This window comes from Hydrogenophaga sp. (genome assembly GCF_025699295.1).
Classification (GTDB): domain Bacteria; phylum Pseudomonadota; class Gammaproteobacteria; order Burkholderiales; family Burkholderiaceae_C; genus Hydrogenophaga.
The window spans coordinates 1-22,847 of sequence record NZ_JAILWB010000015.1; the positions used below are offsets into that span (position 1 = coordinate 1).

General features: G+C 68.3%; 15 protein-coding genes. 7 read left to right on the top strand and 8 right to left on the bottom strand.

What is annotated here, in order from left to right:
- The first annotated feature begins 107 nt into the window (after nt 1–107).
- Entirely contained in the window at nt 108–2,117 is a 2,010-nt protein-coding gene (locus K5880_RS16270) for a MacB family efflux pump subunit (RefSeq protein ID WP_297654573.1), read from the top strand.
- 5 nt (nt 2,118–2,122) lie between these two features.
- Nucleotides 2,123–3,535, top strand: coding sequence for an efflux transporter outer membrane subunit (locus tag K5880_RS16275; protein ID WP_297654575.1), 1,413 nt, complete (start codon nt 2,123–2,125; stop codon nt 3,533–3,535).
- A 32-nt stretch (nt 3,536–3,567) separates the two neighbouring features.
- Here K5880_RS16275 and K5880_RS16280 read toward each other — a convergent pair whose 3' ends face one another.
- The 3 genes from K5880_RS16280 to K5880_RS16290 are packed head-to-tail and all read right to left on the bottom strand — an operon-like array spanning nt 3,568 to nt 7,651.
- Nucleotides 3,568–4,698: an alpha-hydroxy acid oxidase gene (locus K5880_RS16280; protein WP_297654578.1), complete on the bottom strand. Its 1,131-nt coding sequence runs from the start codon at nt 4,696–4,698 to the stop codon at nt 3,568–3,570.
- Entirely contained in the window at nt 4,695–5,381 is a 687-nt protein-coding gene (locus tag K5880_RS16285; RefSeq protein ID WP_297654581.1) for a Fe2+-dependent dioxygenase, read from the bottom strand. Before K5880_RS16285 ends, K5880_RS16280 begins: the two co-directional genes overlap by 4 nt.
- 26 nt (nt 5,382–5,407) lie before the next feature.
- Nucleotides 5,408–7,651, bottom strand: a complete 2,244-nt coding sequence (locus K5880_RS16290; protein ID WP_297654583.1) for a TonB-dependent siderophore receptor — start codon at nt 7,649–7,651, stop codon at nt 5,408–5,410.
- Nucleotides 7,652–7,945: 294 nt separating this feature from the next.
- Between K5880_RS16290 and ahpC the strand changes: the two genes are divergently transcribed.
- Both ahpC and ahpF read left to right on the top strand, forming a co-directional pair.
- Nucleotides 7,946–8,509, top strand: a complete 564-nt coding sequence (gene ahpC / locus K5880_RS16295; RefSeq protein ID WP_297654587.1) for an alkyl hydroperoxide reductase subunit C — start codon at nt 7,946–7,948, stop codon at nt 8,507–8,509.
- A 122-nt stretch (nt 8,510–8,631) separates the two neighbouring features.
- On the top strand, nt 8,632–10,218 hold the full coding sequence (gene ahpF / locus K5880_RS16300) for an alkyl hydroperoxide reductase subunit F (RefSeq protein ID WP_297654588.1): 1,587 nt from the start codon (nt 8,632–8,634) through the stop codon (nt 10,216–10,218).
- Nucleotides 10,219–10,227: 9 nt separating this feature from the next.
- On the opposite strand, the gene K5880_RS16305 is transcribed toward ahpF, so the two are convergent.
- From K5880_RS16305 to K5880_RS16320, 4 genes are read right to left on the bottom strand one after another with little or no spacing between them, the layout of a single operon-like run.
- Nucleotides 10,228–11,334, bottom strand: a complete 1,107-nt coding sequence (locus K5880_RS16305; RefSeq protein ID WP_297654591.1) for a toll/interleukin-1 receptor domain-containing protein — start codon at nt 11,332–11,334, stop codon at nt 10,228–10,230.
- On the bottom strand, nt 11,331–16,964 hold the full coding sequence (locus K5880_RS16310) for a CHAT domain-containing protein (RefSeq protein ID WP_297654593.1): 5,634 nt from the start codon (nt 16,962–16,964) through the stop codon (nt 11,331–11,333). The genes K5880_RS16305 and K5880_RS16310 overlap by 4 nt, the downstream gene beginning before the upstream one ends.
- Nucleotides 16,961–17,911 (bottom strand): N-acetylmuramoyl-L-alanine amidase, encoded by a 951-nt coding sequence (locus tag K5880_RS16315; protein WP_297654596.1) that lies wholly within the window; start codon nt 17,909–17,911, stop codon nt 16,961–16,963. Before K5880_RS16315 ends, K5880_RS16310 begins: the two co-directional genes overlap by 4 nt.
- 51 nt (nt 17,912–17,962) lie before the next feature.
- On the bottom strand, nt 17,963–18,868 hold the full coding sequence (locus tag K5880_RS16320) for a caspase family protein (protein ID WP_297654599.1): 906 nt from the start codon (nt 18,866–18,868) through the stop codon (nt 17,963–17,965).
- Nucleotides 18,869–19,284: 416 nt separating this feature from the next.
- Here K5880_RS16320 and K5880_RS16325 point away from each other — a divergent pair, with 416 nt between their 5' ends.
- The 3 genes from K5880_RS16325 (at nt 19,285) to K5880_RS16335 (ending at nt 21,910) form a co-directional block, all read left to right on the top strand.
- Nucleotides 19,285–19,545, top strand: coding sequence for a DUF4212 domain-containing protein (locus K5880_RS16325; RefSeq protein ID WP_297654602.1), 261 nt, complete (start codon nt 19,285–19,287; stop codon nt 19,543–19,545).
- A 16-nt stretch (nt 19,546–19,561) separates the two neighbouring features.
- The gene (locus K5880_RS16330) at nt 19,562–21,415 is read left to right on the top strand and encodes a sodium:solute symporter family protein (protein ID WP_297654605.1); all 1,854 of its coding nucleotides are present in this window, start codon (nt 19,562–19,564) and stop codon (nt 21,413–21,415) included.
- A gap of 129 nt (nt 21,416–21,544) precedes the next feature.
- Nucleotides 21,545–21,910 carry a hypothetical protein gene (locus K5880_RS16335; protein WP_297654607.1) on the top strand — a complete coding sequence of 122 codons (366 nt, stop codon included), beginning with the start codon at nt 21,545–21,547 and terminating at the stop codon, nt 21,908–21,910.
- A 30-nt stretch (nt 21,911–21,940) separates the two neighbouring features.
- On the opposite strand, the gene K5880_RS16340 is transcribed toward K5880_RS16335, so the two are convergent.
- Nucleotides 21,941–22,762, bottom strand: coding sequence for a pyruvate, water dikinase regulatory protein (locus tag K5880_RS16340; RefSeq protein ID WP_297654609.1), 822 nt, complete (start codon nt 22,760–22,762; stop codon nt 21,941–21,943).
- Nucleotides 22,763–22,847: the final 85 nt, after the last annotated feature.

Here is a 22,847-nt window from a genome sequence, read left to right on the forward strand (position 1 = left end):
GTGATCGCCGGCACGCGCGAAGACGAATCGGCGCAGCGCCGCGGCACCAACCCGCAGCGGGGTGGTGCAGGTCCTGTGCCCGCCGGTATGGCGGCCGGGGCGCGCCGATGAGCCGTTTGCCCACGCCGCCCGACGCGGTCGCGCTGCGCGCCGCGCCGGCGGCCACCGCCGCCGGGGTGCCGCTGATCGAACTGGTCGGCATCACCAAGACGTACCACAACGGTGATCTCTCCGTCGAGGTGTTGCACGGCATCGACCTGAAGATCTACCCGGGCGAACTGGTGGCCATCATGGGCGCCTCGGGTTCGGGCAAGTCCACACTCATGAACATCCTGGGCTGCCTGGACAAGCCCACCACCGGCAGCTACCGCTTCATGGGGCGTGACGTGTCCGAGCTCGAGCGCGACGAGCTCGCCGAACTGCGCCGCGACGCCTTCGGCTTCGTGTTCCAGAGCTACAACCTCATCGCCACCGGCACGGCCACCGACAACGTGGAGGTGCCCGCCATCTACGCGGGCATACCGCCGGCCGAGCGCCACGCGCGCGCGTCCGGGTTGCTGGACTCACTCGGCCTGGGTGACCGCATGCACCACCGGCCCAACCAGCTCTCGGGCGGCCAGCAGCAGCGCGTGTCGATCGCGCGCGCGCTGATGAACGGTGGCCGCGTCATCCTGGCCGACGAGCCGACGGGCGCGCTTGACAGCAAGAGCGGTGCCGACGTGATGGTGCTGCTCAAGCAGCTCGCCGAGCAGGGCCACACGGTGATCCTGATCACCCACGCCGCCGAGGTGGCCGCGCACGCGCACCGCGTGATCGAGATCAAGGACGGCGAGATCGTGTCCGATCCCGGGCCACGCCCACCCGAGGGCGCGGCGGCGCAGGCCGCGCGGGACTGGACGCCACGCGCCGGGCGCATCTCGCACCTGGGCGATGTGGTGGAGGCCACCAGGACCGCCGTGCGCGCCCTGCGCGCCAACGTGTTCCGCGCCATCCTCACGCTGCTGGGCATCGTGATCGGGGTGGCCTCGGTGATCGCCATGCTGGCCATCGGCGACGGCGCCAAGCAGGTGGTGATCGATCGCATCAGTGCCATGGGCTCCAACCTGCTGCTGGTGCGTCCGGGCGCGCCCAACCAGCGCGGTTTCCAGAACATCGCCACACTGGTGCTGGCCGACGTGCAGGCGATCGACAAGGAAGTGCCCAACGTGCTCGCGGCCGTGCCCGAGCAGAGCAGCAATGCCACGTTGCGCTTTGGCGAGTCCGACTACGCCAGCAGCGTGCGCGGTACCTCGTCGAAGTTCCCGATCGCGCGCCAGTGGCCGGTGGCGCGCGGCACCTTCTTCAGCGAGGAGGACGAGTCGGAGTACGCCACCGTGGCGGTGCTCGGTCAGACCGTGGCCAGAGCCTTGTTCCCCGACGGGCAGGAGCCGCTGGGCCAGTACATCCTGGTGAACAACCTGATCTTCCAGGTGATCGGCGTGATGGGCACGCGCGGCGCCTCGCCCAACGGGGACGACCAGGACGACGTGGTGATGGTGCCGTACGCGACGAGCCAGCTGCGCCTGTCGGGTCAGCGTTTCCTGCGCAACGTGACCGTGGCGGTGGACGACGTGAGCCGCATCGACGAGACGCAGTCGGCGGTGGAGTCGCTGCTGGCCGAGCGTCATGGCGTGATCGATTTCCAGATCCGCAACATGGCGTCCATCATCGACTCGGTCACCGAGACCCAGAACACCCTGACCATCCTGCTCGGTTCGATCGCCGCCATCTCGCTGCTGGTGGGCGGCATCGGGGTAATGAACATCATGCTGGTGAGCGTGACCGAGCGCACCCGCGAGATCGGCATCCGCATGGCCACCGGCGCGCGCATGCGCAACATCCTGCAGCAGTTCCTGATCGAAGCGCTGGTGGTCTCCGCGCTGGGTGGCGTCATCGGTGTCGCGACCGGCCTGGGCGTGGCCGGCGTGATCGGCGCCACCGGCACGCCGGTGCAGTTCTCCGTCCTGCCCGTGGTGCTGGCCTTTGGCTGCGCCTTCGCCACCGGGCTGATCTTCGGCTACCTGCCCGCGCGCAAGGCCGCGCGGCTGGACCCGGTGGTGGCCCTGTCTTCTGAATGAATCCGATGAAAAAGCAAGCTCCATCCGCGGCCCTGAAACTGGTGGCGCTGGCGTGCGCGCTGTTGCTGCAAGGCTGCGCCGTCACCCGCGAGCCGGCGCGTGCGCCGGTGGTCGAAATGCCCCCGGCCTGGTTGCCGGACACGCCAGCGACCGAGGCCGCGCAGCTCTCCACCGCCTGGTGGCAGTCGTTCGGCTCGGCGCCGCTGGAGCGGCTGATCGATGAAGCCCAGGCCGGCAGCGCCGACCTGCGAATCGCCGTGGAGCGCATGCGCCAGGCCGACATCGCCCTGCAGCAGGCCGGCATTGCCCGGTTGCCGTCGGTCAGCGGCAGCCTGGGCACCAGCGCCAGCCGCTCCGACGCTCCGGGCACGCCAGCCACCTCGCGCGAATCGAGCAGCGCCGGGCTGTCCGTGAGCTACGAGGTCGACCTCTGGGGCCGCATTGCGGCGGGCGTGCGCGCGGGCGAGGCCTCGTTCCAGGCCAGCCGGTACGACTGGAAGGCCGCGCGCCTGACCCTGCTCACGAGCGTGGCGAACAATTACTTCCTGTGGCTCAACACGGCCGAGCGCCTGCGCATCGCACGCGAGAACCTGACCATCGCCGAGCGCGTGCTGCGCATTGTCGAAGCGCGCCAGCGCAACGGCGTGGCCACGGCGCTGGAGGTCTCGCAGCAGCGCACCACGGTGCTGTCGCAGCGCACTGCGCTCATCCCGCTGGAACTGCAGCAGCGCCAGACCGCCACCGCGCTGGCCCTGTTGCTGGGCCGCGTGCCGCAGGGCTATGCGCCCGAGGCGGGCGACTTCGCCCAGCTGCGTGTGCCCGAACTCTCGGCCGGCCTGCCGTCGACGCTGCTCACGCGCAGGCCCGACCTGGCCTCGGCCGAGGCGCAGCTGGCCGCCGCCGACGCCAACGTGGAGGCCGCGCGCGCGGCGCTGCTGCCCAGCCTGTCGCTGTCCGCCTCGGGCAGCCTGGGCAGCTCGGCGCTGCTGAGCCTGGCGGACCCCACGCGCAGCGTCTCGCTGGGCCTGTCGCTGGCGCAGGCGATCTTCGACGGCGGACGCCAGCGCCTGCAGGTGCGCGGCACCGAGTCGCAGCGCGTGGTGCTGATCGAGAACTACGGCAAGGCCATCCGCACCGCGCTCAAGGAAGTCGATGACGGCCTGGGCAGCATCGAGCGCAGCCAGCGGCAGGAAGCCCTGCAGCGCGAGGTGGTGGCGCAGGCGCGGCGCTCGCTGCAGCTCGCCGAACTGCGCTACCGCGAGGGCAGCGGCGACCTGCTGTCCGTGCTGGACGCGCAGCGCACGCTGTTCGCCGCGCTCGATGCGCTGTCAACGCAGAGCCTGTCGCGCCTGACGGCCGCCCTGGACCTGTACAAGGCCCTGGGCGGCGATTGGGTCGAGCCGCCGCCGCTGTCCTGAACCGGTCGGCGCTCGCCTCCGGGGGTGGCGGTTCAGCGCCCGACGGGCGCGAGCGCACCCGGCGCGTCGGCAAGCGTGCGGCAGCCGCTCAGTGCCATGGCGATCTCGAGCTCGTCGCGCAGCAGGCGCAGCACATGCGCCACGCCCACGGCGCCTGCGTTGGCGAGTCCGTGCAGCACCGGGCGGCCCACCAGCACCGCCGAAGCACCCAGCGCGACCGCCTTGAGCACGTCGGTGCCGCGGCGAATGCCACCATCCACCAGCACCGGCACGGCACCCTGCACCGCCTGCACCATGGGCGGCAGCAGGGTGGCCGTGGCGGGCATCGTGTCGAGCGTGCGGCCGCCGTGGTTGGAGACGATCAGGCCGGCCGCTCCCTGTGCCACTGCCTCGCGCCCGTCGTCCGGATGGACCACGCCCTTGAGCAGGATGGGCAGGTGCGTGATGGAGCGCAGCCAGCCCAGGTCGTCCCAGGTGGGCGCATGGGTCAGCAGGTCGTCGAAGAGGGCGCTCTGGCCGGATTGCAGCACCAACGGCTTCGGTGCGAGGCGAGCGGCGAGGTTGACAGCAGTGACGTCGGCCGGGCGGCGAAAGCCCGCACGACGCTCGCGGTCGCGCGCGCCCTGCACCGGCGCGTCCACCGTCAGCACCAGCGCCTCGAAACCGGCCGCCTCTACGCGGTGGATCAGCTCGCGCATGAAGGCTCTGTCCGGCAACAGATAGAGCTGAAACCACAGAGGTCCCCGCATGGGCTCGGGCAGGACGAGCCGCGCCACGTCCTCGAGCAGTGCGGTGGCCTGCGTGCTCAGCACCAGACCCGCGCCCAAGGTTGCCGCGGCCAGCGCGGTGGCCTGTTCGCCCTGCGGGTGCGCCAGCCGCTGGTAGGCCATGGGCGCGACCAGAATGGGGTGTGCCAGGGTGCGCCCCAGCAGATCGACGCGGGTGTGACCGCCTTCCAGCCGGCGCATCACGCGGGGCAGCAACTCGACGCGCTGCCACGCCGCGATGTTGGCGCGCAGCGTGATCTCGTCGGCCGCACCGCCGTTGAAGTAGGCCTGCGCCGCCTCGTCGAGCAGCAGCGCGCTGTGGCGCTCGTGGTCGGCCAGACTCACCACGCCTTCGGGCAGCGTGGCCGGAGCGGCGCGCGCAGGGTCCCGCGTCATGTATTGGCCCACAGCCGCAGCAGGTTGTGGTACGTGCCGGTAAGGGCCGTGGTTTCGGGCGTTTCGCCATGGCGCTGGCGCAGCGCGAGCAGGTTCATGTCGAGGTCGAACAGCAGGCGACGGTGCTCCTCGCTGCGGACCATGCTCTCCACCCAGAAGAAGCAGGCGAGCCGTGCGCCACGGGTCACTGGCTCGACTCTGTGCACTCGGGTTCCGGGGTACATCACCAGATCGCCCGCGGGCAACTTGATGCGTTGTTCACCCATGGCGTCCTGTACCACCAGTTCGCCCCCGTCGTAGCTGGCGGGATCGCTCAGGAAGAGCGTGCACGAGACGTCGCTGCGGACCCATTCGTCGGTGGACCTGGAGTGGAGCACGGCGCCGTCGACGTGACTGCCATAGGCGTTGGATTCGCCGCTGTACCGGTTGAACAGCGGATTGAATATCTTGCGCGGCAGCGCCGCGGAGAAGAACAGCGGATCCCGGCGCAGCGCGGCGCGAACCAGCTCCTGCAAGGTGCGGGAGCCCGCGCTGTCCTGCGCCAGCTGCTCGTTGTTCTTGCGCGATTGCGCCTGGGAGCCCGCACTGCTGCGGCCATCGATCCATGCTGCCTGATCGCCCAGCAGCGATCTCGCTTCGGCGACTTCCTCCGGCTGGAGGATGTTCTTCAGATGCATGAGCATGGTGTGGCAGTGCGGACGTCGGTGGATCAGAACAGCTTCTTCAGCGTGAGCTGCACGGCACGGGCCGCGCCGGGAGCATAGAAGCCACGGTACAGCGCGTCGGCGTAGAGCTCGTCCGTCAGGTTGGTGACGTTCAGTTTGAGCATGGTGGTGTCATTGATCGCGTACTCGGCCATGGCATCGAAGGTGGTGAAGCTGTCGGCCAGCACATGGCGCGCGCCTTCCGGGTTCTGCTTTCCCCGGTAGGTCAAGCCGCCGCCGACGCGCAACTGGGGCGTGACCTTGTAGGTGGTCCACAGGCTGGCGCTGTGTTTGGGCGTCAGGCCTGGGCGGTCTCCCTGCACTTGCGCACCGGTGCCCGCGGCATTGAGCGCCACGTTGCTCTTGTCGATCTTCGCGGAGGGAATCCAGGTGTGGTTGTAGAAGATTTCCCACTTCGGCGTGATGCGGCCGGCCAGGTTGAACTCCATGCCGGCCGCATGGCGTTTGCCCGACAGCAGTTGCTGCATGCTGGCGGTGTCCGGGTCGGTGTTGCGCTCGTTGTACTTCTCCGAGTAGAACAAAGCCGCACCCAATGAAGCGCGTTGCTCGAACAACTCGAACTTGCCCCCAATCTCCAGGTTGCGGCTTTTCTCTGCGGGTGTGTTCGCGTCCCGGGTGTTCGGGCTGCCCGGGGTGAACTGGTAGGTGTCACCCGAGGTGTTGTACGAGGTGCCGAACGAGACGTAGTACGACGAGTTCTCGTCGGGCTGGAAAATGGCGCCCAGGCGGGGGCTCCAGAGGTTCTCCGAGACGTCGCTGGCCACGCCTGCATTGGTGAGGTAAGACGCGCTGAAGCGGTCGTAGCGCAGGCCACCGATGAGCTTGACGTTCGCGTTCAGATGCAGTGTGTCCTGCACATACAGGCCGACGTCGCGCGCGTCGAAGGTGTTGAACGGCGGCGCGCCCCGCGTGTCTTCTCGCGAAGCGCCGTCATTGGGTGTGCCCACCGTGGTGCCCAGGCCACTGTTGCCACCCGAGAAGTTGTTGGCCCGGCGAGCGCTTTCCTTGTAGAGGTCCAGACCGGCGAGCAGGTCATGCTTCATGCCCCAACCCGTGAAGGTGCCGACGTAGTCGCTCTGCACCTGTGTCGTTTCGCTGATCCCGATACGGCCCTTGGCGGTGCGGCTGAGCAGGGTTTCCGGCCCCAGGTTGTCGATCGTGGTGGGCGCACCGTTGGTGGTGCCAAAGCGGATCACGCTGGCCCAGAGATCGCGCTCGTAGCGCCCATGGCGTACCCGGGTGGTGAGCGAGTTCTGTCGGTCGAAGCGATGTGTGTGGCTGAAGGTCAGGTAGTCTGCCGAGGTGTCAAGGTGGTCGCTGGCCAACCCGTAGTAGTTCCCGGCGGGCAGCGTCGGCACGATCACGCCGTTCTGGATGAACCAGGGGTGGTTGTACAGCGGGCGGCCCTCGGATTCGAGGTGATACAGCCCGACCGAAAACTCGTTGCGGGTGCCGATGCCCCAGCGGTAGGTGGGTGCGATGCCGCGCTTGCTCACCTCGGCGCCGTCGTTGTCGGCTTCATGGAGCATGGCATTGAGCCGCAGGGCCGAGTCCTCGCTGAGCATGAAGTTGAAGTCGCCCGTGACGCGGTGCTCGTTGCCGGTTCCGATGGTGTAGTCGACCTCGTGCTGATCCAGCAGGAATGGTTGCTTGCTGACCTGGTTGACCACGCCTCCCGTGGAGCCCTTGCCGAACAGCATGGATGCCGAGCCCTTGAGCACTTCCACGCGGTCGTTGTTGAAGGTGTCACGCTCGTAGAGCGCGCCGTCGCGGATGCCGTCTGTATAGATGTCGCCGGCCTGACCGAGTGAGAAACCGCGCAGGCGAACGTCTTCCTCGCCGGTCTCGCCGGCCTGGAAGGTCACGCCGGCAGTGGTGCGCAGCACCTCGCGGAAGTCATCAAGGTTGCGGTCATCGATCAGTCGCTCGGTCATCACCGTGACCGACTGCGGGATGTCTCGCAGGGCCTGATTGCCTTTGCCGATACCGGTTTCCCTGGTCCGCAAGGTGTTCTTGGTTTGCGGCACCTCGGCCTGATCACGCACTTCCACCGTGGGCAACGTGTTGGCAGGTCCGGCTGGTACCGTCTGTGCCCCGGCGCTCATGGAGCCGGCCAGCAGCATCGCGCCCAAAGGCAACAAGGTGTTCGGGCTGGCTTTGAGGGCGGGTACATGGGATCGGGGCAGGGTCCGGACAGGGTGCTTGGCGTTCTTCTTGCGTTGGGACATGGTGGCAACGGGCTTTAAACAGAGGTTTTCGGCTGGCTGCAACGCACGAAGCGCCTGGCTGGCTGGAGCCCGTGATCATAAATCAAACAAGAACGATTCGCATTAAATTGTAAAAATTCATAGCGAAAAGATGCGTTTGCACGGGCTTGTCGTGGTGCACGGGCATGCTGCACAGCAACAAAAGCTATGATGCACATTGGCGCTATCAATTCGACACATCGATAGAGAGTGCCTATAGTTTGCCCATCGCTTCCTCCCGAAGCCCCTCTTTTTTCAACTCCACCAAGGAAAACCATGTCCCTTATCAACACCACCGTCAAACCCTTCGCCGCGACCGCCTTCCACAACGGCAAGTTCGTGCCCGTGTCCGACGCCAGCCTGCGTGGCGAATGGTCGGTGCTGATCTTCATGCCCGCCGCATTCACCTTCAACTGCCCGACCGAAGTGGAAGACGCGGCCGACAACTACGCCGAGTTCCAGAAGGCCGGCGCCGAGGTCTACATCGTCACGACCGACACCCACTTCTCGCACAAGGTGTGGCACGAGACCTCGCCCGCCGTGGGCAAGGCCAAGTTCCCGCTGATCGGCGACCCCACGCACCAGCTGACCCGTGCCTTCGACGTGCACATCGAGGAAGAAGGCCTGGCGCTGCGCGGCACCTTCATCGTCAACCCCGATGGCGTGATCAAGACCGCCGAGATCCACGACAACGCGATCGCCCGCGACGTCAAGGAAACCCTGCGCAAGCTCAAGGCCGCGCAGTACGTGGCCAAGAACCCCGGCCAGGTCTGCCCGGCCAAGTGGAACGAAGGCGCCAAGACCATCGCCCCGTCGCTGGACCTGGTCGGCAAGATCTGATCGACCCCGTTCGATGCTGAAATGCCCGCGGGTCCACGAGACCCGCGGGCCCCTCCCTGGCCGCCTGCCGACGTGCAGCAGGTGGCCGGCTCCCGAAGTCGCTTGTAGAAAAGGAAACAGTCATGCTGGACGACACCCTCAAGGCCCAACTCGGCGCTTACCTGGAGCGCGTGACGCAACCCTTCGAGATCGTTGCCTCGCTGAGCGACTCCGAGAGCTCCCGTGAAACGCGCGAACTGCTCGATACCATTCAAGGCCTGCGCAGTGACAAGATCACGCTGCGCACCGATGGCCAGGACGCGCGCCGGCCCTCGTTCACCCTCCAGCGCGCCGGCAGCGAGGCCGCGCTGCGTTTTGCCGGCCTGCCGCTGGGCCACGAATTCACTTCGCTGGTGCTGGCGCTGCTGTGGACGGGTGGCCATCCACCCAAGGTGGAACAGGACCTGATCGAACAGATCCAGGCCCTGGATGGTGACTTCAACTTCGAAGTCTTCATGTCCCTGACCTGCCACAACTGCCCGGACGTGGTGCAGGCCCTGAGCCTGATGGCGATCCTGAACCCGAAGATCAAGACCACCGTCATCGAAGGCGGGGCCTTCCAGGACGAGGTGAACGCCCGCGAGATCATGGCCGTGCCCATTGTCTTCCTCAACGGTGAGGTGTTCGGCTCGGGCCGCATGACGGCCGAAGAAATCGTCGCCAGACTGGACGTGAACGCCGATGCGCGTGAAGCCGCGAAGCTCGACGCGAAGGACCCGTTCGACGTGCTCATCGTCGGTGGCGGCCCTGCCGGTGCGGCCGCGGCGGTGTACGCCGCGCGCAAGGGCATCCGCGTGGGCGTGGCCGCCGAGCGTTTCGGTGGCCAGGTCAACGACACCATGGCGATCGAGAACTACATCAGCGTGCTCGAGACCGACGGCCCGAAGTTTGCCGCCGCGCTCGAGGCGCAGGTGCGCCACTACGACGTGGACATCATGAACCTGCAGCGCGCCGAAAAACTCATCCCGGCCAGCGAGCCGGGAGGGCTGGTGCAGGTGCAGCTGGCCAACGGCGCCACGTTGAGCGCGCGCAGCGTGATCCTGTCCACCGGTGCGCGCTGGCGCAACGTGAACGTGCCGGGCGAGGCCGAGTACCGCAACAAGGGCGTGGCCTACTGCCCGCACTGCGACGGCCCCCTGTTCAAGGGCAAGCGCGTGGCGGTGATCGGTGGTGGCAACTCGGGCGTGGAGGCCGCGATCGACCTGGCCGGCATCGTGCAACATGTGACGCTGATCGAATTCGCCGACGCCCTCAAGGCCGATGCGGTGCTGGTCAGCAGGCTCAAGAGCCTGCCCAACGTGAGCATCCATGTGAACGCGCAGACCACCGAGATCACCGGCGCCAACGGCAAGGTCAATGGCCTGGGCTACAAGGACCGCGTGAGCGGCGAAGCACAGCACGTCGAGCTCGAAGGCGTGTTCGTGCAGATCGGCCTGGTGCCCAACACCGAGTTCCTCAAAGGCACGGTTGCGCTGAGCCGCTTTGGCGAGATCGAAGTCGATGCCAGGGGCCACACCAGTGTGGAGGGCGTGTTCGCCGCCGGCGACTGCACCACGGTGCCGTACAAGCAGATCGTGATTGCCGCGGGCGACGGATCCAAGGCCGCGCTCAGCGCCTTCGATTACCTGATCCGCCAGCCGGTGGTGGAAGCCGAAGCCGTCGCGGCCTGAGCGCAAAGTTCATGGGCTGCGCACCAGGCGCAGCGGTGTCCCGGCCTGTTCGCCATTGCTCCAGAGCTGGCCGGTGAGTTCGCGGCCGTCGGCACTGGCGTCGAGCACCACGCTGCCGGTGTCCAGCGGGCCGCGGCCGTCGCCGGTGACGGCCCGGTACGGCACCTCGATGCGCGGCACGCCCATCACGTGGCTCAGCACGCCGCTGCCCACGTAACGCACCTCGTTGACCACCAGTCCCTGGCTGCGCACACCCTGGGCATAGGCTTGCCAGTTGGGGTACCAGCTCACGGGGAAGGGGTCGGTCTGCAGTTCCACCGTCGTGCCCACCACCGTGAACAGCACGCGCAGGCGCCGGTTCTCGGGGTCGATTGACCACCACAGGCCGGCGATGTCGGGCGGGGCCGGCAACCGCGGTGTCGCCACCGGGCCGGCGGGCGGCGCGATCGCCTGCAGCGCCCTGAACAGGGCTTCGGCCGTGGCAGCGTCCGACGCCAGTGTCGAAGCGGGTTCGTCATCGTCCTCGAAGGCCGACACGAGCAGGCCGAGCACGAACAGCGACACGAAGAAGGCCCCCACCCACATCAGGCCGCGCTGTACGCGCTGGGTGAACGTGCGCCGTGGCACAGCGGCACCGTTGAGGTCGTCGCGCGGCGCGATGCCGTGGCCTCGCAGGTCGGACACGATTTTCGCGAGATCGGTGGCCCAGTCTTCTGTGCGCAGTTTCAGTCCGTGCGCGTCCTTCAGGAAGCGCAGCGGCTCGGGCAGTTCGGCGCCGGTCGGTGCCACCATGCCCTCGGTGAACAGCGGCACGATGAGCGCGCCGTGCTGGCGCGCGCTCAGCACCTCGTTGCGAATCGGGTCGTCCTCGTGGTCGATGCGCCGCCCGCCCTCGGGGTGCTGCATGCCCAGCAGGTCGGGCGTGAACAGGAGCAGCACCACCGGTTTGCCACCGAGCGCGGCCACGATGGCACTGCGCCACGCCGTGCCGCCGCGCAGGTCCTGCTTGTCGAAGAACACCTGGTCATCGCCGTAGAGCCGGCTCAGGTCCGCGCAGAGGCGGTCTGCGTCCTTCTTGCCGTCGGACGACCGGTAGCTGATGAAGATGCGGCTCATGGCCCCGCGGGGGCGCTGCCGGGCGGATCCAGGCGCCTTGCGTACTGGTGCAGCCGCCGCTGCAGTTCCTGCGCAGCCCTGGCATGCGCGCTGCCGCCAGAGACTTGCTGCGACAGCACGAAGTCGAGCTGATCGGCCACCGAGGCCCACATCCAGGGTGTGCCCGCGCGCCGGTGCAATTCCTCGTAGGCCGCCAGCAGTCCGGGCAGCTGCGTGTGCAGGTTGCGCGCGGCCAGCGCTTCGTACACGCCGAGTTCGGGCAGGCCCGCCACGCTCCAGAAGTCGGGGTCGTCGCGGCGTTTGCGCTCCAGGTTCTCGCGCACGCGCCGCAGGCGTTCGGCATCGAAGCCCGGCCAGCGCGGTGAGTTGCCGTGCGCCACGAGTTCGGCCGCGAGCAGGTTGAGCGCGGGGTAGAAGGCGTCGCTCAGGCCGGCCTGCAGCGCCAGGGCCTCGGCGCGGGCGTAGTGCTCTGCCATGCGGGCGGCGGCCTGTCGCCGGGCACCGTCCTGCCGCGCCAGGCCTTCGAGCAGGGCCAGGCGTTTGCAGGCCGAACCGAGCAGGCTTTCGCGTTCCACCGTGGGCGCCACGGCCACCAGTGCCTCCAGCGTGCGCAGCGCGTGCCCGATGTCGTCGCGGCCCAGCGCCAGCAGGGCTTCGAGCTGCGCGGGATCGGCTTGCGCGCGCCAGGCCACGTCGGCGCGTTCCCAGGCGTGGCGCGCCATCAGGTTGGCGAGTTGCTCGCTGGCCTTGACGGATGCACTGCCGTCGTTGGCGGCCACGGCGCGGCGGTACCACTGCAGCGCGTGCTCGATGTCGTGGGCCGCCGCACAGGCCACGCCAAAGGCCTCGGCCACCGCGCCCATGCCACCCCAGTCGGCCTCGAAGCGGGCTTGCAGGTAGCGGATCCGCTCGCGCTGGCCCTCTGGGGCAGCGCCCTGCGTCGCGCTTTGCACCGCCAGCGTCTCAAGCGCCAGCGCCAGCGCCACGGGCGAGGCGATGCCGGCATAGACCTGCGAAAGCGGGGCCGGGGTGCGGCGCCGGTCGGCCTCGTCGCGCTGCCAGACCCATTCCGGGTCGCCATAGCACTGGTAGGCGGCCCAGGTGTTGCCGCCGGGGTTTGCGGCGTAGGCCGCCACGCGTGCAGCCTGCACCGCGTCCATGAAGCGTTGACCCGAGAGCAACGCCTTGTAGAACGCGGCGGCAAACTGGTTGGCCGCGTCGTCTTCCACCGCCCAGCCGGCGGCCACGACACAGCGCACACCGACGCGGATGAGTTGCTTGGCCACCCCGGCGGCGAAGCGCGCGCGGTCGTAGCCGTGCCGCAGCAGCTTGCCGGGATCGGCCGCGAGGTGGCAGCAGTTGAGGAACACCAGCTCGGGCACGACGCGCATGGCCTGCACCTCGCGCGGTCCCAGGAAGGTGTTGTCGCTGAGCACGACGCCGCGCAGCAGTGGCGGCAGGCCGGGTCGCTCCAGCTCGGGTTCGCCGTGGCCGGCGATGTGCACGATGCGGTAGCGCCGGGCGAGCAGGGCGGTGGTGACGGCGGCCGCGTCCGGCCCCAGGCCTTCGTCGGGTGCGATCAGCGCGTTGATGCGCTCGCCGTCGAGCACCGCGCGCAGCGCGTCGCGCACCGCCTCGGCCTCGGCGCGGGCCGCTGGCAGCGGCGGGTAGAGCGCCGGATCGCAGCGCGGCTCGCCGATCACCAGCACCGCGTCCTCCCGCCGGGCGTCGCTGACCTGGCTGCGGAACTCCACCGTGCGCAGGCGGCGCAGCAGCTTGTTGCGGATGGCCCAGGGCGCCCGCGGTCCACCGCGTCCGTCGTGCGGCGCGTCCAGCAGCTCCCAGGGAATGGCGGCGGTGCCGTCGTCGAGTTCGAGCAGCAGTTCGCTGGTGTCGCCCAGACTGGCCTCCATCTCCACCGGCACCAGCAGCTGGAACAGGGTGCGCCCGATCTGCGGGTCCCGGTTGGCGTCATTCGAGGCGCGGCGCACCAGTTCGCCGACCAGCTGGGCCTGCGTGGCCTGCGCGCGCACCTCGGCGCGCGCGCGCTGCGTGTCCAGCGTGTAGACGATGCTGGGTTCTCCGGCCTCGTCGGTTTCGGTGACGGCGCTGATGAAGTCGTAGGCGGTGCCGCGGTAGCCGCTGTCGAGCGGGCGGCGCAGCGCACCGATGCCCGAGACGACGGTGGGCGTGAGCGCGAAGTGTTCGGGTGCGGCCTGCGCGAGCAGTCGCAGGGCGCTCCAGGCCTCGGTGGCACGGCTCAGGTAGAGCTCGATCAGGCGCAGGTGGCCCACTTGGGGCCAGCCACCGGCCGCGAGCTTCTGGTTGGCTTCGCGCACGCCCTGCGCCACGGCCTGCGCCGAGGCCGTCACGCTGATGCCGCTGCCACCGCTGCCGATGAGCGTGGCGGCCAGCTCGAACCGGGCCGTGCCCTGGCCCGGCGTCTCGGCCACCCGCTGGGCCCAGGCCAGCGTGGCCTGGCGCACGGTCGCCGTGAGGGAGAGGCTGCGCAGCTTGCCTTCCTCGCCCAGGCCGGCCACGACCACGTGCGGCGGCCTGGGCAGGGCCAGCGGGCTGTCGGGATCCTGCCGGTTGTTGGTGAAGATCTGGTGCGTGCCGGGTGCCTCGGGGTACAGGCCGGCGGTCAGCGAGGCCGACATGGCGCCACCGATGAAGTGGTCCACCACGCCTTCGGTGCCCGTGAGCGCGGAGGCGACGTAATGGCCCACCAGCAGGGGATGGCTGATGAACTTGAGGTTGCCGTTGTGCACGCTGATGCGCAGGGCGCTGTGTGTGGGTGCGTCCCCGGTCGGGATTTCCTCAGGGAGCCCGAACAGTTCGGCCGCGTCGGCTGGGGGTTCGCCGGGCAGCCCGCGCTGGCGCGATGGCCGGCTGCGCACCAGCGCAGGCGCCTCGGCACGTGCTCCAGCGCCGCGCGTGGCGGGCGTCTCGGCCACCATGGGCAACCGCTGCGTGTCACCGTGCTGCAGCAGTTCGAGGTAGGCCTCGAAGGCCTGCTCTGCGTCGGGCAGGTCGCCGTGCGAGCAGTCGACCTTCCAGGCGCGCACACCTGGCAGCAGGGCGCTGGAGAGCGTGACCCGCCCGTCGCCGCCCTCGGGCTGGTTCAGGTAGACCAGGCCCTCGCGCGCATCGAACTCGAAACCCGCCGGGGTGGACCGCGCATGGCCCACCACCATCACCAGCCGGTCGCGGAAAGCGGCCAGGGCCTCGTCGCGCTGGCGATCGAGCCGCTGGCGCAGCGCGATGGCGCGGTCGAGCACGGCCTGCGAGGGAATGCCCCAGCGGTAGATGGCCTGCTGGCCCTCCGCGCCGTGCCAGAAGTTGGCCTGTTCCAGCGCCTGCGCGTCCTGATCGGCCAGCGCCTGCCAGCGTGAGCTCTGGCCCAGGCCCGTGGCCGGGTCGAGCAGACCGGCCTGCAACTGGATCAGGCCCGGCATGGCCGCCATCAGGCTGCGCGCCTTGTGGTCCTGGAACGGCAGTCCGAACGACGAGAGCGCGTTGCCCATGCGGTCGTCGCCCGTGAGCACCTGCATGGGCGCATAGGAGCCCCCATTGGGCGTGCCCAGCATCAGCAGGCGCGAACCCGGGCGTTCCAGCCAGCGCTGCCACACGTCGGGGCGTTCGAGCTGCACCGTTCGCGCGACCACACCGCCCATGGAGTGCGCCAGCAGGTGCACCGGCTGGCCGGTGGTGGCGCGCGCGCTCAGGGCCTGGTCGATCACGCCGGCCAGGCGCCCCGCTTCTTCTTCGATCGGGCGGCGCCAGTCAAAGGAGAACTCGATCACCTGGTGCGTGGCCGCGAGGAATTCGGCCAGGTCGTCGTAGACCATGCCGATCGGGCCATCGGGCTGCACGTTGCTGGCGCCCTCCCGGTAGGTCAGCCGGCTCAGCCCGCCGAGGATGCGCATGCTCAGCCAGATCCGCTTGCCGTCGACGCTGAGGTGGCTGCCGAGAATGCCGGGCAACAGGATCACAGCAGGCCGGTCGGCCGCCGGTGCCCCGGTGTCTCCGCGCAGGCGGCCGCGAAGGCCGTCGCTGGTGCTGCCGGCCCAGGACATCGGGCCGATGGGGCGGAAGCCCGCAGGCGATTCCTCCAGCAGCGCGCTGCAGATGGCCTCGGCCGTGCGCGGATGGCTGAAGTAGGCAAAGTGCGTGACCTTGCCGCCGCGCTCGAGCACGAAGGTGGCTGCCGCATGCCCGCCGGCCGGCGCGCGCGGCGTGCCGCCGTACATGGAGCGGGTCTGCACCACGAGGTCGTTGTCGGTCCAGTAGAACGCGTCGGCCAGCAGGGTCTTGACCCAGGACATGATGGAGTCGCCCTGGATGTCGCCCGCCACCACGCGCAGTTGCCCCGGCAGTGGGCCGCCGCCTTCGCCCTCGCTTGCATGCAGCCACTGCACCAGCGGGCTTTGCGGCGTCATCGCCTCCAGCCCGGGCAGCAGCGCCGGGTCGGTGCGCTGGCTGGCGACCTCGGCGATGAAGTCGAGCAGCAGCGGCGCCACCGGAATGGCCGCGAGTTCGAGCGACCACTTGAGCACCGACACATAGGCGTCGAGCCGCTTCGAGGCCAGTAGCGTGCCGCGCGCCGGGCAGGCCACGCGCACCACCCGTTCGATGCGGATGTCGCGCCCCTTGAGCTCGGCGGCCAGCTCGCGCAGTGCCCTCAGCTGCGCCCGCTGCGCCGGGGCTTTGAACGGCGCGAGCGCGTGCTCGGTCAGTTCGGGCCGTGCGCACACCCGCGCCAGCACCTCGGCCACCAGGCCGCCGCGCGAGTGGGTCAGCAGGTGCACGCGCGCGCCATCGGGCAGGGTCCTGGCGAGCATGAGCGCGTTGTCGATCGGGCTGGCCAGCAAGGTAGGGTGGTCGCAGCCATAGACGCGCCCGCCGTAGTGCGCGAACAGTTCGCGCACCTTGTGCGGGTGCTCCTGCCACAGCTTGCCGAAGGTGCCCTGCGTGTTGGAGAAGGTGCCGTGCAGCAACACCAGCACAGGGTCTCCGCGCTGTCCGGGCAGGGGAATCCGCTGCAGTTTCGGTTGCCCCTTGAGCGGCGCGGCAAAGGCCTCGGCCGGCAGACGGTACACGCCCGGGTCGACCTGGCCGTCCACGCGCGCGCCGATCTTCGCGGCCGTGAGCCGCGCCGCCGGTTCCTTGAGCAGTCCGGTGACGACTTCGATGGCCGAGAGCAGCACTTCGCCCATGCGCCCGCGCGGCGCGCCGCGCGAGACCGCGCCGGCCTGCTCCAGGCCTTGCCAGGTGAGTTGCGCGGGCACGCTCACCTCATCAGGCAGCGCCGCACCGCCGCGCGAGCGGCTGGTGGCGGCACTGCGCGTGAGGCCCGACTGCGCCAGCATCAGGTCGCGCGCGGTTTCCGGGTGCAGCATCAGCGAGGGGCCGTTGCTGATGTGCAGCACCACGGCGTCGAGGCCGGGGCGCGCGCTCACGTGCACGGCGTCGCTGGTGCCCCGCAGTGCGCCCACGCTGACGCGCTGCGTGACAGTGGGCCGGCCACCGAACGAGGATGTGGCGTCGGCGATGCCGCTGGCACCGCGCGTGGCGGGTGCCACCGGCTGCGGCTGGCCGCGCACGATGAAGGTGATGGGTGCGTTCATGCGCGGGCCTCTTTCGCCGTGCTCTTGCGCGCCGGCCGCAGTGTGGCCGTGGTGGTCGCGGCCCGCTGACGCGGTGCGGGCACCAGAGCGCGCTGGCTGCGCGAGAGCGGGGGAGCCCCGGCGCCGGCTCGCGTGGCCGGCAGGCGGACAACGAAGTCGTTGCAGACCCAGCCTTCCAGGTCGGTGGCGCCGACCACGGCGACCCGGCTCCAGCGGTCTCGCGGTTCGAGCAGCACGAGTTCGGCGCCGCGCCGCAATGCCGGCGCGACCTTGGGATGTTCCGCGCCCGGCCCGCTGCGGATGTTCAGGCTGCTGGCGTTGACGAGCAGGCGCGGCATCACATCGGCACCTCGCCCCAGGGCGCGGCTGCGCACGGCAGCCAGCGGGAACGCAGGGCCCGGATCGACCTTGCGCCCGCGCGCCACGTCCTCGTGGCCGAGCACGTCCTCCAGGCCGTAGTGCGCCACCAGCAGTTCACACAGTTCGAGCGCGCGGCCGATCTGCGCCTCGGTGAATCCGTGCCAGGGCCGCGGGCCGCCGCCATGGCGGTGCTCGGCGACATGGACTTCGTCTGCGGGGCAGGTCTTGCCGAACCAGGACACATAGCGCTCGCCCTCGAGATGCAGCAGGCCGGCGTTGTCCATCTCGATGCCGATGGCGTGGTGGTTGAGGCCGTCGAAGCCGCCCCACTGGCTGGCACCCGCATGCCAGGTCACGGCGTTGAAGGCGGCCAGTTGCACGATGCGCCCGTCGCGCCCTAGCACGAGGTGGGCCGAGGCATTGCCCTGGGGCTTCTTCGTGCACAGCGACTCGACCGAGCTCTCCAGGTTGCGCCCGGCCGTGTAGTGGAGCAGCACGAAGCGGGGCTTGAGCGCGCCGCCGACGTTGGGCGTCTGGCGAAAGCTCACGTCGGGGCCGGTGAGGCGGTGGTTCTGGATGCCGAGCATGAAACCCTCTCTTGACAGCAATGCGGAGACGGGACCGAAGGCGAACGGCGTTCAGACCGAGAAGGGCTGCTGCTTGAGGAACGCCGCAGCGGGTCCGAGCGTGAACAGGTTGGGCGACTGCGTGGGCGGCAGGCCGGCGCGCACGCGCGCATGCAGGCTCGCGTAACTGCCCTTGAAGCTGCCGTTGTTCCACACACCGAGCAGTTGCTCGGTGAAGGCGCCGTTGTGGTTGCCGTCCATCGAGAACTGGTTGTCCTGGCAGCCCGAGATCAGGATCACCGCCGGATGGAATTCCTTGACGATCGCGGTGAGCCGGGGGCTCACGGTGACGTTGGCCAGCGCGGTGTCGGGGTCGTCCACCGCGCCACCGGCGGCTTTGGCCACGTCGGCCTGCAACTTGTCATAGAAGGCCTTGTGCTCGGCATAGACGCGCAGTCCCACGGCACGGGGCATGATGCGCGGGCGCTGTTCGGGCGTACCCGGCGCGGGGCGCGCGGCGCGCACCACGGTGCCACTGTGGCAGCTGTCGGAGAGCACGAGGACGCGCACGCCGGCCTTGAAAAGGCTGAGTTCGTAATAGAGCTCGTCGTCGATCAGCTGGCCGTCGAACAGGCACCAGGTTTCGTCGAGCTTGTCGGGCTCCTCGCCGCTGACGTCAGGCACCTGGCCACCGTGGCCCGAGTAGCTCATGAAGAACAGGTCGCCTGCGCCCAGGGCCCTGGCCGCCTTGCGCAGGGCCGCGAGCACGCTGGCGCGCGTGGCTTTCCTCGTCAGCAGAACGGTGCTCTTCATCCCGGCGGACTTCGAGATCGCCGCCATGTCGTGAGCGTCGAACTCACATGCCGCCAGCGGGCCGGTCCAGCCGGCGTAGTGGGCCGCGCTGACCTCGTTGATGCCGATGTGCAGTGCATGGGCCTGGGGTCTGCGCGTCGACGCGGTGCTTGCCTTGCGGGTCATGGATCCCCCGGGTGAAAGCTTCCAGATGTGAGATTCGTCACAAATTCTGGATGCTTCGTTGGGTGCGCGCAAACCGCAATGTGTAAGTGATTGTCAGTAATTGAGTGCCGCCCGCGCGGCAGCTTGTGCGTGATCGGAAGGCGGCATGGTTGGTCGCCGCTGTCGCAAGGAATTCCAGTGCATCCCTCCAATCCCTTCGACGCTCTCGATTTGAAAGCTGCGCGTCAGCTTCGCGGCTTTCTTCTAGGGGCATTCCCTAGCTTTGGGAAGAAAGGCCGTGACGCGCAATTTTTCTGTAAGCAAGCGCAAACAAAGTCCGCCGCGTAGTGCCTCGGGCCGTGTGTTCGTGGCGTGCACAAGTGTGGCGGCCCATGCCGTCCGATCGACAGGCATCACTTCTTCAGGAGATGACTTTTATGAATAGCGACAGCAACGCAAGGGCCTACTGGTCTGCCACGCTGGGCCTGCTGACCAAGGTTTTGGTCATCTGGTTCCTGGTGTCCTACGGAGCGGGCATCCTGTTCGCTCCGCTGCTCAACGGCATCACGCTGGGCGGCTATCCCCTGGGCTTCTGGTTCGCCCAGCAAGGCTCCATCTATGTGTTCATCGCGCTGATCTTCTGGTACGCCCGCAAGATGAGCCAGATCGACCGCCGGTTCGACGTGCACGAAGACTGATCAACAGGACATTCCCATGGATCTCCAAACCACCACCTACCTCTTTGTCGGGGCCAGCTTCGCGCTGTACCTGGGCATCGCCTTCTGGGCACGCGCGGGCAGCACGTCCGAGTTCTATGTCGCCGGCGGCGGGGTGCACCCCATCACCAACGGCATGGCCACCGCTGCGGACTGGATGTCCGCTGCGTCCTTCATCTCCATGGCCGGCCTGATCTCCAACATGGGCTACGGCGGCGCCGTGTTCCTGATGGGATGGACCGGCGGCTACGTGCTGCTGGCCATGCTGCTCGCACCGTACCTGCGCAAGTTCGGCAAGTTCACGGTGCCCGAGTTCATCGGTGACCGGTTCTACTCGAAGACGGCGCGCAACGTGGCCGTGCTGTGCCTGCTGGTTGCTTCGCTGACCTACATCATTGGCCAGATGACGGGCGTGGGCGTGACCTTCGCGCGCTTCCTGGGCGTGAGCAGCGCGCAAGGCATCTACATCGGCATGGCCATCGTGTTCGCCTACGCGGTGTTCGGCGGCATGAAGGGCATCACCTACACGCAGGTGGCGCAGTACATCGTGCTGATCCTGGCCTACCTGGTGCCGGCTTTCTTCATCTCGTTGAACCTGACCGGCAACTTCCTGCCGCAGCTGGGCCTGGGCTCGGACATGGCGGGTACCGACGTGTCGCTGCTGAGCAAGCTCGATCAGGTGGTGACCGACCTGGGCTTTGGCCAGTACACCACCACTGCTGCGGGTTCGACGCTGAACATGTTCTTCTACACCGTGTCGCTGATGATCGGCACGGCCGGCCTGCCGCACGTGATCGTGCGGTTCTTCACCGTGCCCAAAGTGTCCGATGCTCGCCTGTCCGCCGGCTGGGCGCTGGTCTTCATCGCCCTGCTGTACACCACGGCTCCCGCCGTGGGTGCCATGGCCAAGCTCAACCTGCATGGCACGGTCAACGCTGCTGTCGGCCTGACCAAGGACGAAGACGGCCGCATTTCCGTCAATTCGGACGCGGTCAAGGCCAATGGCGATCTGTACGCCACCGAAGCCAGTCTGGTGTACGAGAAGCGTCCTGAGTGGATGAAGCGCTGGGAGAAGACCGGCCTTCTCAAGTGGGAAGACAAGAACGGCGATGGCCGCATCCAGTACTACAACGACAAGACCAAGAGCGATGTCGTCAAGGGCAAGGCCGAAGCTGCGGGCTGGAAGGGCAACGAGCTGACCGTGAACGCCGACATCATCGTGCTGGCCAACCCGGAGATCGCGCTGCTGCCCAACTGGGTGATCGCGCTGGTGGCCGCCGGTGGCCTGGCCGCCGCGCTGTCCACTGCCGCGGGTCTGCTGCTGGCGATTTCGTCGGCGGTCTCGCACGACCTGATCAAGGGCGCCATCAAGCCCGACATCAGCGAGAAGGGTGAGCTCATGGCGGGCAAGATTGCCATGGCCGTGGCCATCTTCGTGGCGGGCTGGCTGGGCTTGAATCCACCGGGTTTCGCGGCGGGTACCGTGGCGCTGGCCTTCGGTATCGCAGCTTCCACGATCTTCCCGGCGCTGATGATGGGCATTTTCAGCCGCACCATGAGCGACAAGGGCGCCGTGGCCGGCATGCTCGCAGGCCTGTTCGTGACGCTGTTCTACGTGTTTGCGCACAAGGGCATCTTCTTCATCAAGGGCACCGAGTACCTTGACGTGGTGGGCGGCGCCAACGGCTTCTTCACCATCACCCCCGAGGCCTTCGGCACCGTGGGCGCGATCGTCAACTTCGCGGTAGCCTTCCTGGTGAACAAGATGTCGGCCCCAGCGCCGAAACACATCCAGGAGCTGGTGGAGTCGGTGCGCGTGCCCCGAGGCGCGGGTGCCGCCACCGGCCACTGAGCCACTGAGCGCCGATCAGACCGGCAACGGTCGGGTCGGCACCTGATGCGAAACCCCGTTGGCTTGCTGACGGGGTTTCGCGCTTCTGGCCGCCGCTGGAGGACAATCCGGCGTGAGGAACACCACACCATGCAACTGCCCAGCGTCTTCATTTTCAACTGGATCTTCCTGCTCGCCCTGTTCCCCGTGGCGTTCTTCTGGCTGCGCCGTGCCTGGCGCATTGGTGTCAGGCGCGACTTCTCCGAGGTCGCACTCAAGAAGGGTTTTCCTCCGCCCGATGCCGAGCGCTACGCGCCCTACGAGATGGTCTTCAACCTGATCGGGGGAGTGGTGATGGTGGGCTTGCTCGTGGCAGTGCTGGGCTTTCAGGCCCTGGCCTCCGACCAGTGGATCGCCGTGGCCGGCGTGACGCTGTGGCTCAAGCTGTTTGCTTCGTTTGCCCTGAGCCGTCAGGCGCACGGCATCGGCAAGAAGAAGTCCGCACCGGAGCGCTGAGCCGCGCCGTGCAGGGCCTTGCGCGAGCGGTCAGTACTCCAGGCGCTCGGGCCGGATTTCCTGCAGGATGGTGGTGGCGATCTCCTCGATCGACTTGGTCGTGGTCGAGAGCCAGCGAATGCCCTCGCGCCGCATCATGGCCTCGGCCTCGCTCACCTCCATGCGGCAGTTGTCCAGGTTGGCGTAGCGCGAGTTGGGCCGGCGTTCGTTGCGGATCTCGCTCAGGCGCTCGGGCGCGATCGTCAGTCCGAAGATCTTCTTGCGGTGCGGCACCAGCGCCGGCGGCAGCTTGCGGCGCTCGAAGTCCTCCGGAATCAATGGGTAGTTCGAGGCCTTCAGGCCGTACTGCATCGCCAGGTAGAGCGAGGTGGGCGTCTTGCCGCTGCGGCTCACGCCGACCAGGATCACGTCCGAACCCTCCAGGTCCTTGTGGCTCTGGCCGTCATCGTGCGCCAGCGAGAAGTTGATGGCTTCGATGCGGTCGTTGTACGCCTTGCTCTTGGATGCGTCCGAGAATCGGCCGACGCGGTGGTTGGACTTGATGCCCAGTTCGTGTTCCAGCGGTGCAACGAAGGTGCCGAACATGTCGAGCATCATGCCCCGGCAGTGTTCGCGGAAGACGGAGAGCACATCCATGTTGACCACGGTGGTGAACACCAGCGGGCGCTGGCCCTCGAGTTCGGCCGTGTGGTTGATTTGGCGCACCGCCTGGTGGGCCTTGTCCACGCTGTCCAGAAACGGCAGGCGCACACGGCGCACGGTTGCCTCGAACTGGGCGAGGATGGCGTTGCCGAAGGTTTCGGCGGTGATGCCGGTGCCGTCCGAGATGAAGAAGGCCGTTCTGTTGGGCATGAGGCCGCGTCCTTACAATGCTGGGTGTTGTGCCGGGGCCATTATCAGTCGCCGGCCCCCGCATCTGCTTCCCTGCCCGGTGCCA

Coding starts and splice junctions, on each gene's coding strand:
- K5880_RS16275 (WP_297654575.1), top strand. CDS start 2,123: ATGAAAAAGCAAGCTCCATCCGCGGCCCTGAAACTGGTGGCGCTGGCG.
- K5880_RS16285 (WP_297654581.1), bottom strand. CDS start 5,381: ATGCTCATGCATCTGAAGAACATCCTCCAGCCGGAGGAAGTCGCCGAA.
- ahpF (WP_297654588.1), top strand. CDS start 8,632: ATGCTGGACGACACCCTCAAGGCCCAACTCGGCGCTTACCTGGAGCGC.
- K5880_RS16325 (WP_297654602.1), top strand. CDS start 19,285: ATGAATAGCGACAGCAACGCAAGGGCCTACTGGTCTGCCACGCTGGGC.
- ahpC (WP_297654587.1), top strand. CDS start 7,946: ATGTCCCTTATCAACACCACCGTCAAACCCTTCGCCGCGACCGCCTTC.
- K5880_RS16330 (WP_297654605.1), top strand. CDS start 19,562: ATGGATCTCCAAACCACCACCTACCTCTTTGTCGGGGCCAGCTTCGCG.
- K5880_RS16315 (WP_297654596.1), bottom strand. CDS start 17,911: ATGCTCGGCATCCAGAACCACCGCCTCACCGGCCCCGACGTGAGCTTT.
- K5880_RS16305 (WP_297654591.1), bottom strand. CDS start 11,334: ATGAGCCGCATCTTCATCAGCTACCGGTCGTCCGACGGCAAGAAGGAC.
- K5880_RS16290 (WP_297654583.1), bottom strand. CDS start 7,651: ATGTCCCAACGCAAGAAGAACGCCAAGCACCCTGTCCGGACCCTGCCC.
- K5880_RS16320 (WP_297654599.1), bottom strand. CDS start 18,868: ATGACCCGCAAGGCAAGCACCGCGTCGACGCGCAGACCCCAGGCCCAT.
- K5880_RS16280 (WP_297654578.1), bottom strand. CDS start 4,698: ATGACGCGGGACCCTGCGCGCGCCGCTCCGGCCACGCTGCCCGAAGGC.
- K5880_RS16310 (WP_297654593.1), bottom strand. CDS start 16,964: ATGAACGCACCCATCACCTTCATCGTGCGCGGCCAGCCGCAGCCGGTG.
- K5880_RS16335 (WP_297654607.1), top strand. CDS start 21,545: ATGCAACTGCCCAGCGTCTTCATTTTCAACTGGATCTTCCTGCTCGCC.
- K5880_RS16340 (WP_297654609.1), bottom strand. CDS start 22,762: ATGCCCAACAGAACGGCCTTCTTCATCTCGGACGGCACCGGCATCACC.
- K5880_RS16270 (WP_297654573.1), top strand. CDS start 108: ATGAGCCGTTTGCCCACGCCGCCCGACGCGGTCGCGCTGCGCGCCGCG.